This window comes from Segatella sinensis (assembly GCF_040095255.1).
Classification (GTDB): Bacteria; Bacteroidota; Bacteroidia; order Bacteroidales; family Bacteroidaceae; genus Prevotella; species Prevotella sinensis.
Window position 1 is genome coordinate 37,809 of record NZ_JBBNGE010000028.1, and the last position, 8,419, is coordinate 46,227.

8 protein-coding genes are annotated in these 8,419 nt (G+C 45.2%); all 8 read right to left on the bottom strand.

The genetic code is table 11. The annotated features are described in order from the left end of the window. Positions 1-16: 16 nt before the first annotated feature. Entirely contained in the window at positions 17-799 is a 783-nt protein-coding gene (gene proB / locus AAAT87_RS09150) for a glutamate 5-kinase (RefSeq protein WP_022121119.1), read from the bottom strand. Between the two features lie 63 nt (positions 800-862). Next, positions 863-2,524, bottom strand: a complete 1,662-nt coding sequence (locus AAAT87_RS09155) for an AMP-binding protein (protein WP_295023395.1) — start codon at positions 2,522-2,524, stop codon at positions 863-865. A gap of 10 nt (positions 2,525-2,534) precedes the next feature. After that, positions 2,535-3,089, bottom strand: a complete 555-nt coding sequence (locus AAAT87_RS09160; protein ID WP_117587364.1) for a helix-turn-helix domain-containing protein — start codon at positions 3,087-3,089, stop codon at positions 2,535-2,537. A gap of 23 nt (positions 3,090-3,112) precedes the next feature. Next, positions 3,113-3,895: a pyrroline-5-carboxylate reductase family protein gene (locus AAAT87_RS09165; RefSeq protein ID WP_218417172.1), complete on the bottom strand. Its 783-nt coding sequence runs from the start codon at positions 3,893-3,895 to the stop codon at positions 3,113-3,115. A 123-nt stretch (positions 3,896-4,018) separates the two neighbouring features. Then, complete coding sequence (locus AAAT87_RS09170) at positions 4,019-6,094, bottom strand: outer membrane beta-barrel protein (RefSeq protein WP_349226239.1); 2,076 nt, start codon at positions 6,092-6,094, stop codon at positions 4,019-4,021. A 21-nt stretch (positions 6,095-6,115) separates the two neighbouring features. Beyond that, the gene (locus AAAT87_RS09175; RefSeq protein ID WP_349226240.1) at positions 6,116-7,171 is read right to left on the bottom strand and encodes a tetratricopeptide repeat protein; all 1,056 of its coding nucleotides are present in this window, start codon (positions 7,169-7,171) and stop codon (positions 6,116-6,118) included. 12 nt (positions 7,172-7,183) lie between these two features. Next, complete coding sequence (locus AAAT87_RS09180) at positions 7,184-7,705, bottom strand: energy transducer TonB family protein (protein WP_349226241.1); 522 nt, start codon at positions 7,703-7,705, stop codon at positions 7,184-7,186. Positions 7,706-7,710: 5 nt separating this feature from the next. Further along, complete coding sequence (locus AAAT87_RS09185) at positions 7,711-8,079, bottom strand: LytTR family transcriptional regulator DNA-binding domain-containing protein (protein ID WP_287615386.1); 369 nt, start codon at positions 8,077-8,079, stop codon at positions 7,711-7,713. Positions 8,080-8,419 lie beyond the last annotated feature (340 nt).

Sequence of the window (8,419 nt, forward strand, 5' to 3'; positions counted from 1 at the left end):
CTTATCCCTAATGATTTTACTTGTTTAGCGGTCTTGCCACAAACTCAGTATGAAGGGTCTCCATCGGATGCTCCTTCAGATTGATGAGGATGTTTGGCGTATTGCCGTTGGCGATGATTACCTTGATGCCGGCATTGGCTACGTCGTGAGCGGTCTTTACTTTCGATGTCATGCCGCCTCTGCCATGACTGCTCTTGCTGGCAAGGATGTACTCACTGATGTCACGGTCGTAATAAACCGATGGGATGATGCGGGTGGTAGGCTCGCTTGGGTCACCATTGTAGATGCCATCCACATTACTTAATAGAATCAAGGTGTCGGCATTCATCATCTTGGCAATCAAGCCAGACAACTCATCGTTATCCGTAAACATCAGCTCGGTGATGCATACGGTATCGTTCTCGTTGACGATAGGGAGCACGTTGTTTTCCAGCATCACCTGCATGCAGGCCTCCTGATTCTTGTACTGCTCCTCGGCACCGAAATTCTCCTTCATGGTCAATACCTGACCTATCTTGATCTTGTATTCGCGGAAAAGGTTGTAATAGAGACCTACGAGTTTCACTTGTCCGATGGCAGAGAACAGCTGGCGTTGCTCCACGCTGTCCAGATGATGGTCAACATGCAGTTCAGCTCTTCCGGCAGCCACGGCTCCAGAAGATACCAGAATCACCTCATAGTCGTGCTTTCTGAGCCAGACAATCTGATCAACAATCGCCGACATTCTCGTTACATCCAGTTTTCCGTCTTCTCGGGTCAGCACGTTGCTGCCCACCTTTACTACGATTCTTTTTCCCATTTTATGCTGATATTTAGTTGTAGCAAAGGATTTGAATTTTCAAATCCTTTGCTACAACAATCATTATTTCTTTTTATTGTCTTTTTCTCGAATCTCTACTCTTCGAATCTTGCCGGAGATGGTCTTTGGTAATTCATCTACGAATTCGATGATGCGAGGATATTTATAAGGAGCAGTCTCGTGCTTCACATGATCCTGTAGCTTCTTGATGAGGTCTGGACCTGCCATACTCTTGTATTCATCCTTCAGTACGACGGTAGCCTTGACTACCATACCACGGATTGGGTCTGGCACACCGGTGATGGCGCACTCTACTACGGCAGGGTGAGTCATCAGGGCATTCTCTACCTCAAAAGGACCGATACGGTAACCCGAACTCTTGATCACGTCGTCGATTCTGCCCTCAAACCAGAAGTATCCTTCCTCATCACGCCAAGCCATATCGCCCGTGTGATAGTAACCATCATGCCAAACCGATTTGGTCTGCTTTTCATCACGATAGTAATATTTGAAGAGACCGATAGGCTTGTTGTCGCCGATGCGGATGCAAATCTCGCCCTTTTCACCATCCTCGCATTCCGTCATGTCTGGGCGGAGGATGTGAACATCATATTGTGGATTTGGCTTGCCCATGCTTCCTGGCTTTGGCTTGATCCAAGGGAAGGTTCCGAGTGTCATCGTGGTCTCGGTCTGTCCGAAGCCCTCGTAAATCTGAACACCAGTCAGCTTCTGGAAGGTTTCTGCCACGGATGGGTTCATTGCCTCACCCGCTGTGGTGCAGTATTCAAGACTGCTGAGGTCATACTTCGAGAAATCTTCCTGAATCATGAAGCGATAGATGGTAGGAGGAGCACAGAAAGAGGTGATGTGATACTTCTCAATCTGGCGCATGATCTTATCAGCCGTAAACTTCTCGTGATCGAAGACGAAGACGGTGGCTCCGGCAAACCATTGTCCGTAGAGCTTGCCCCATACTGCCTTGCCCCAACCAGTATCGGCTACGGTAAGATGGATGGAGTTCTCGTGGAGATTGTGCCAATATACACCCGTGGTCAGATGACCGAGGGCATAGAGGTGATCGTGTGCCACCATCTTAGGCTCGCCAGTGGTTCCCGATGTGAAGTACATCAGCAGGGTATCCTCGTTAGAGTTTACATGTTCCGGGCGAACGAAAGGAGCACATTCGTTCCATTCCTTCATCCAGTCGTGGAAACCTTCTGGGATATCCGGACCGATACTGATTAGGGTCTTGACGGTAGGACTCTCTGGCATTGCCTCTTTAATTTGCTCCACTACGTAATCATCGCCGCAGCAGATAATCGCCTTTACGCTTGCTGCATTGTTGCGGTAAACGATGTCGTGCTTGGTAAGCATGTGGGTAGCAGGGATGGCTACGGCGCCCAACTTGTGGAGACCGAGCATGGCAAGCCACCACTGATAGTGACGCTTCAGAATCAGCATCACCTTATCATCGTGACCGATACCGAGACTCTGGAAGTAAGCAGCAGCCTTGTCGCTCTGCTCCTTCAGATCCTTGTATGTGAAACGGATTTCCTCACCTCGTTCGCTTGCCCAAAGCAGTGCCACGTGGTCTGGTTTGATCTTTGCCCATTCGTCCATCACGTCGTAGGCAAAGTTGAAATCTTCTGGTATGATAAACTCCAGATGCTCCTTGAAGTCTTGCTCTGAAGTGAATTTTGTCTGTTTTAGAAATCTCTCGATCATAGTTACTCTCCTAGATAATTATACAAAGGAACTTGGCTGGCTCATTGTTGAGTGAGCGGAAGCAATGCGACTTTCTACTGTCGAAGTAGATGCTGTCGCCTGGATTCAGCACCATCACCTTTTCTTCGATGGTAACTTCGAGCTGTCCCTCTATCACATAATCATATTCCTGTCCGTCGTGTCCGTTCTTGTTCGGCTTCTTGTCGCCTGGCAACGGATCCACCTGTACCATGAACGGATTCACCTTTCTATCCTTGAATCCTACGGCAAGGCTCTGGTATTTATACTGGTTGTTGCGGTCTATCTCCGGTCCCTGTCCCTTGCGGGTAACGTAGTATCCCTTCATGCGAGGTTCCTCGCCGAAGAGCAATACGTCGAGGTCGATGCCGTATCGCTTTGAAATCTTTGAAAGTCGATACACGGATGGGTCGGCTTCTCCCGACTCAATCTTGAGATAATGGTCAAGACTGATTTCGCAAAGTTCAGCCACCTCCTCTGCAGGAATATTGAGAACCTCGCGGAGACCTTTCAGTCTTTCACCGATTTGCTTGATAGCTTCGTCCATAATCGAATATTTTATTGGTTGTTTTATCTTTTTCCTGCCAGCAAACCATTGATGACAGCGCTAGTAAAGCCGCCCTGTTCCATGGTGTTGAGACCCTTGATGGTGCAGCCGCCAGGAGTAGTAACCTTATCAATGGCAGCCTCAGGGTGTTCGCCTGTTTCCTGAAGCAGCTCTACGGCACCCTTGATGGTCTGCAAGACAATCTTCTGGGCATCCTTAGCCTTGAATCCCATCTCTACGCCGCCTTCCACATTGGCTCTTACATAGCGCATGGCATAAGCGATGGCACACGACATGGCGGTGGCAGCAGGGAAGAGGCGTTCTTCCATGATGAGGCTTTCGCCCAATTCATCGAAGATTTCTGTAATCTGCTGGATTTCTGTAGCAGATGCATCTACAGGAGTGATGAAGGTCATCGACTGCTTGTAGGCGATAGCGATATTTGGCATCACGAGGAAGAAGGTTGGGGTGATACCATCCTTATCTAGCCACTCCTTGATATTGGCTGATGGCACACCGGCTGCAACGACCACGAGTTTCTGACTCTTGTAGTTGAGTGCATCCTTGATACCCTTCAATGTCTTCTCCACGCACCATGGTTTTACTACCACGCATACGATGTCTGCGCCGTGGCAAGCCAACTGGTTGTCGAGAGTTACGCTGGCTCCTTCGCTTGCGAAGTGATCCAATACTGGTTGGTTATGGTCTGATACCGTAATATCTGATGGAGTGAACTTCTCGCTCTGCAAGAGTCCTTCTGCCATAGCACCGCCCATAGCACCTGCTCCGATAATTGTTATTTTCATTTTCGTCTTATAGTTAAAATGCAATTACGGTGCAAAGATACTACTTTTATCTGAAAATAGCGTGTCTATAGACGATTTTTTAAGAAAGTACGCTTGTTTGCTGACGATATTTTAAGAAATTTGCTAGTTTACTCCCATTCTGGAAGTATCTACGTCCTTGGTTCTCTTTTCCTTGTACTTGCCTATCTTATAGATGATGGAGATGGAGGCAGATGCCCAATCTTGCTTGATGTTCATGTGGTAGTCTTGATTGCCTTGTACTGATTTTGTAGAGAATCCCTCGTTGAAGATGTTGCTGCCTTTAACCACAATGCTCCATTTATCATTATCGGAAGCCCATCTCAATATAGCAATCAAGAGAAAGACTGATTTGATGTCATAGAGTCCTTGAATGGCTTTCGACTGATAGAATGGGTTAAGTATGAAATGGATGTGATGGCTTCGGCTAAGCTGGGCGGATAGATTTCCGGCAAGAATGGCAGAGATATGTTTGCGATTGAAGGGCAAGTCAAAGAAATCGTTACTCTTGTCATGTCTGTAGATTCCTGTTGCCGAAACACTTCCGTTCATCCAATTGCCTATACCGAAAGTCGTCGATGCTCTAATGCCTATAGTATGATTATAGTCGAAATTGGTCTCCTTCATAATGACTGCCAGGTGGTCGGTAGTCTGATAAGGCAACTGCACAGAATAGTTGGGTTGGAACTCTGCAAATGCCATCAATGTATGGCGACTTTTGATTGTCCACATCAAGTCGGTCTCGTATGTAGAGTATGGTTTGAGATGAGGATTTCCCCATATCTCCATATAGGTAGAGGCATAGTAAATGCTGCTCATAGTTGACCAATAACTAGGAAACTGTGAGCTGGAACTGAAGGATAAGTTGAGTATGTTGCCAGGATTGGCTTTCCACGATGCATTAAGTGTGGGATAAATATGCCATTTGTTCCATTGTGGAGAATGGTATTGCTCTGCTTCGACAGAGGCTTCCAAGCTGATTCGCTCGTTTATCTGTTTGCTTATGCCGCCATAGAAGCTTAAGATTCTTTCTTCGATATTCACCTGGCTGGTTGCATCTGGAATGTCTGCTCCATCCTTGTTGGTCGTGGCTTGGTAGCTTCTGTTGTTGCTGTTTTGGAATTTCATACCATACGACAGCTCCCAACCCTTCTTCAATGAGTGGGATTGATTGGCGGTGAAAAGCCATTTGTCTATTACCTGCTTGCTGTTTGTGTATAGAATACGTTCTTCGTCAAGTATTGTTCCTTCCAGATATTGTTGGCTGGGATTTTGGTAGTTGAGATAGGATATGCCTATTTGTAGTCCAAAGGGCAGGTTGTAATTGGCATCTACATTGTGCAGGTAAATATGCTCATTGCCCTGTTGCTGGGATGTGCCTGCTCCCATCGTTTCATGATGAGGCTGGCTGCTGTCCCATTTTCCTGTATATGCCAGGGATAGCTGGTGGTTATCAGTAATGGCATAACTCAGTCCCATACGATAGTTGTGAGTTAATCCTGGGGTTTTCTGTGAGGTCTTGTCATGATACACTACTCGTTTCCCTTGAAGGGGATGATTGGCATTGGTAGTAGTTTCACCGTATGATGTTCCATCTGTAAATGAATACATGGCATCCAGACCGAATCTTCCTTTTTGGAACAGCAGGTTGGCTTTGCCTTTCCCTTCTCCGTATTTGCTTTGGCTCCAGATGCTTTGTATTTGTCCTGAAAGCAGGTTCTTTCCAGCATAGTCTTTGGTAATCAGGTTGATGACCATTCCACGAACATGTAAGCGTGCTGGCGCTGCCAGCATCACTTCGGCTTTGGCTAATTGTGATGCGGGCATGGCTTTTAATCGCTCTGCCAGTTGTGCGTAATTGAGCGTGGTTGGTTTGCCGTTGATGATGAGAGTCAGTTCCTTTCCTGCATAATTGATGTTGCCGTTTAGTTCGTTTACTCCTGGTATTCGGGTAAGGGCATCATAAGCGTTGTCTGCCGGCATTTTCTCTATGAGCAGTGGCATGTTGTAAACCAACTGTCCTCTTTCTGCCTTGACGATAGGACGTGTCGCCTTGACGAAAACCTCTGGCAGGTTTTGCATCATCATCTGGGCGGTAAGCGTGTCTTTTGCCTCTTCGTTTTGAGCGTAAAGGGGCTGGCTCAGCAATAATGCTGAACCTAAGATAAAATTTATTTTCATGTATTTATGTGAGTTTGATGGTTATTGCTTGAGCTGCTCTTTGGCTTTGGATATGAGTTGTGCTGCCTCTTTTTTATCTTCCAGTCTGTTTGCATTTGCTAAGAATAACTGGAGATACAGTTTCGCTTTCTGCTTGTTTTTGGAAGCGATGAACATTTGGGCGGCATTGTAATAGTTGAGCGGGTCTTCTTCATCGTAAAGGATGCTTAACTCAAAGTCACGTGCTGCGTCTGCATATCGGCTGTGTTGAAAATGTAAGTCGGCTAGCCATTTATAGGTTCGCAAAGCTCTGTCTTTTGGCAAGGAAACCTCTAACGACTGGTTGAAATGAGCCATAGACAATGAATCCATGCAGAAGGATTTCTCTATCAAAGCCAAGTGGAAAAGGCAAGTGGCATTGTCGTTTTTGGACTGAACAGCTTTCTGGTAATGTTTCAGCGCCTTTTTATTGTCCGGCAGGTTCTCATAACAGAGACCAAGGATGAAATTGGATTCGAAATTATCAAATCCTTGCGCTATCAGTTTCTCATACAAGGGTATAGCCTCATCGTATTTGAATTGCATGAATAGGGAATAGGCATATTCCTTGTTGACATATAAGTTCGTGGAATCACATTGAAAAATGTAATTCTTCGCCACTTTTTCTGCTCTGTCTGGTTTGTTCACTCCATTGTAATGCACTGCAAGCGAAGCGATAATTTCACTGTCGTATGGGAATAAGAATGCGATGCGTTCACCCCATAGAGAAACCTTGTCATTATTGTTCTGATTGAGATATGCATAATAGAACATTCGCATGTCTTCGTGATTGATGCTATCTGATGGAATCTTGTCTAGGCAAGAAATGCAGGCGGTGTAGTTGCCTACTTTCCGGTAGCAGGAAGCCAGTTTCCTGCGTGCTCCCAGGTGAGATGGATTTGCTTCCAAATACTTTTGGTAGTATTGGGTTGCATGAAACACATCATATCTACTCAAACAGCTATCTCCTTGTTGAAGTAAATTAGCTGTGGTCTCGTTGGCCTTGGCATTCGTTGCCATACATAGCCATAATATAAGGATCAATCTAAACTGTTTCATCGTTTTTGCTGATTATTTCTTTCTTACTTCGGGAGTGAAAACGACAGGCAAGGTAAACTCCATGTTGACTTCCTCGCCATCGGAGAGTCTGGCAGGCTTCCATTGGGGACTTCTCTTGAGCAGTTCAATCACAGTCTGCTCATAGGCCTTTTCTTTTGGAGCTTCGAGAACTTTAAACAATCCCAATGTTCCATCCTTTTGAACGGTGAAGTTGATGACGACTCGCGCAGGCTTGTCTTCCAATCCTTTAGGATATTGGATGTTTGTCATCACCCATCTTAGGAAATCGTTGATGTCGCCATTGCCGTTGAAGATTGGCATCTGACCACCTTCCGGTAAAACAGCTATCGTCTTTAACACATGAGGTTGTGATACGCTTTGCGTTTTGAACATAAGGACGATGGTTATACCTATTATTGCTATCACGTAAGCGGCTATCCCAAATACCTTTTTATATATATGAGATTTTGTGTATCTTGTTTCCTGTGCTTTGCCCAGGAAATAAGTTTCTTCCTGATTGTTTTTTTCTTTCATACCTTTTACGATTTTATGGAGTTGTCTAAAAGTGCTTTTAATTGTTTGAGTGGTTCCTTGCTGACGTGCAGGGTGAATTTCTCGCTAAACCGTTCGTTGTACAAAACTAGTTCTGAAGTGTTGAGGTTGATGCTGAAAATGTGTTGACTATTAATAATGTAGTTCCTGCCAACACGAGCGAAGAAGTGTGCCGTTTGGGCAAGTTGCTCTACTATTTTCTTCTCAAAGACCACAAGGTTGAACGAGAAGGTGTATTCATCGCCGTTGGTGAGTCGGAGATTGCAATAGCTTCCTTCCGAACAGACGTATGCTATCTGTTCGGAAGCCACTCTGAGCAAGAAGTTGGCATTTGATATGATGAGATATTCTTCCATACTGATAAGTTTGGTGCAAAGGTAAGCAAAATATTTAAAAAGTATGGCTGGAGGTAGCGTGTTTTTTGTGAACCTGTGGCTTCGTTTTGTGGAGAATGCTGGTAACAACTTAGTACCCCTATGAGCAAGAGTAGTTACAATTATTATTCCATCTTTAGCTCATACCCTTTTTCTTCTCCTATCTATGTAAATAATATTCTAGAAAGAGTAAAACAAGAAGAAACACCCATAAAATGGGGAAAGAAGAGATTGAAAATTTTCCCTTAACCCACATTGCAGTCACCCGTCATGTAACTCCCTGATTTCCAATATCCAGATTTTTTGAGGTATGATTTGGGTG

Excerpts from the sequence above, each read along its gene's own strand:
- AAAT87_RS09155 (WP_295023395.1), bottom strand. The coding sequence starts at position 2,524 with ATGATCGAGAGATTTCTAAAACAGACAAAATTCACTTCAGAGCAAGAC.
- AAAT87_RS09165 (WP_218417172.1), bottom strand. The coding sequence starts at position 3,895 with ATGAAAATAACAATTATCGGAGCAGGTGCTATGGGCGGTGCTATGGCA.
- AAAT87_RS09185 (WP_287615386.1), bottom strand. The coding sequence starts at position 8,079 with ATGGAAGAATATCTCATCATATCAAATGCCAACTTCTTGCTCAGAGTG.
- AAAT87_RS09170 (WP_349226239.1), bottom strand. The coding sequence starts at position 6,094 with ATGAAAATAAATTTTATCTTAGGTTCAGCATTATTGCTGAGCCAGCCC.
- AAAT87_RS09160 (WP_117587364.1), bottom strand. The coding sequence starts at position 3,089 with ATGGACGAAGCTATCAAGCAAATCGGTGAAAGACTGAAAGGTCTCCGC.
- proB (WP_022121119.1), bottom strand. The coding sequence starts at position 799 with ATGGGAAAAAGAATCGTAGTAAAGGTGGGCAGCAACGTGCTGACCCGA.
- AAAT87_RS09180 (WP_349226241.1), bottom strand. The coding sequence starts at position 7,705 with ATGAAAGAAAAAAACAATCAGGAAGAAACTTATTTCCTGGGCAAAGCA.
- AAAT87_RS09175 (WP_349226240.1), bottom strand. The coding sequence starts at position 7,171 with ATGAAACAGTTTAGATTGATCCTTATATTATGGCTATGTATGGCAACG.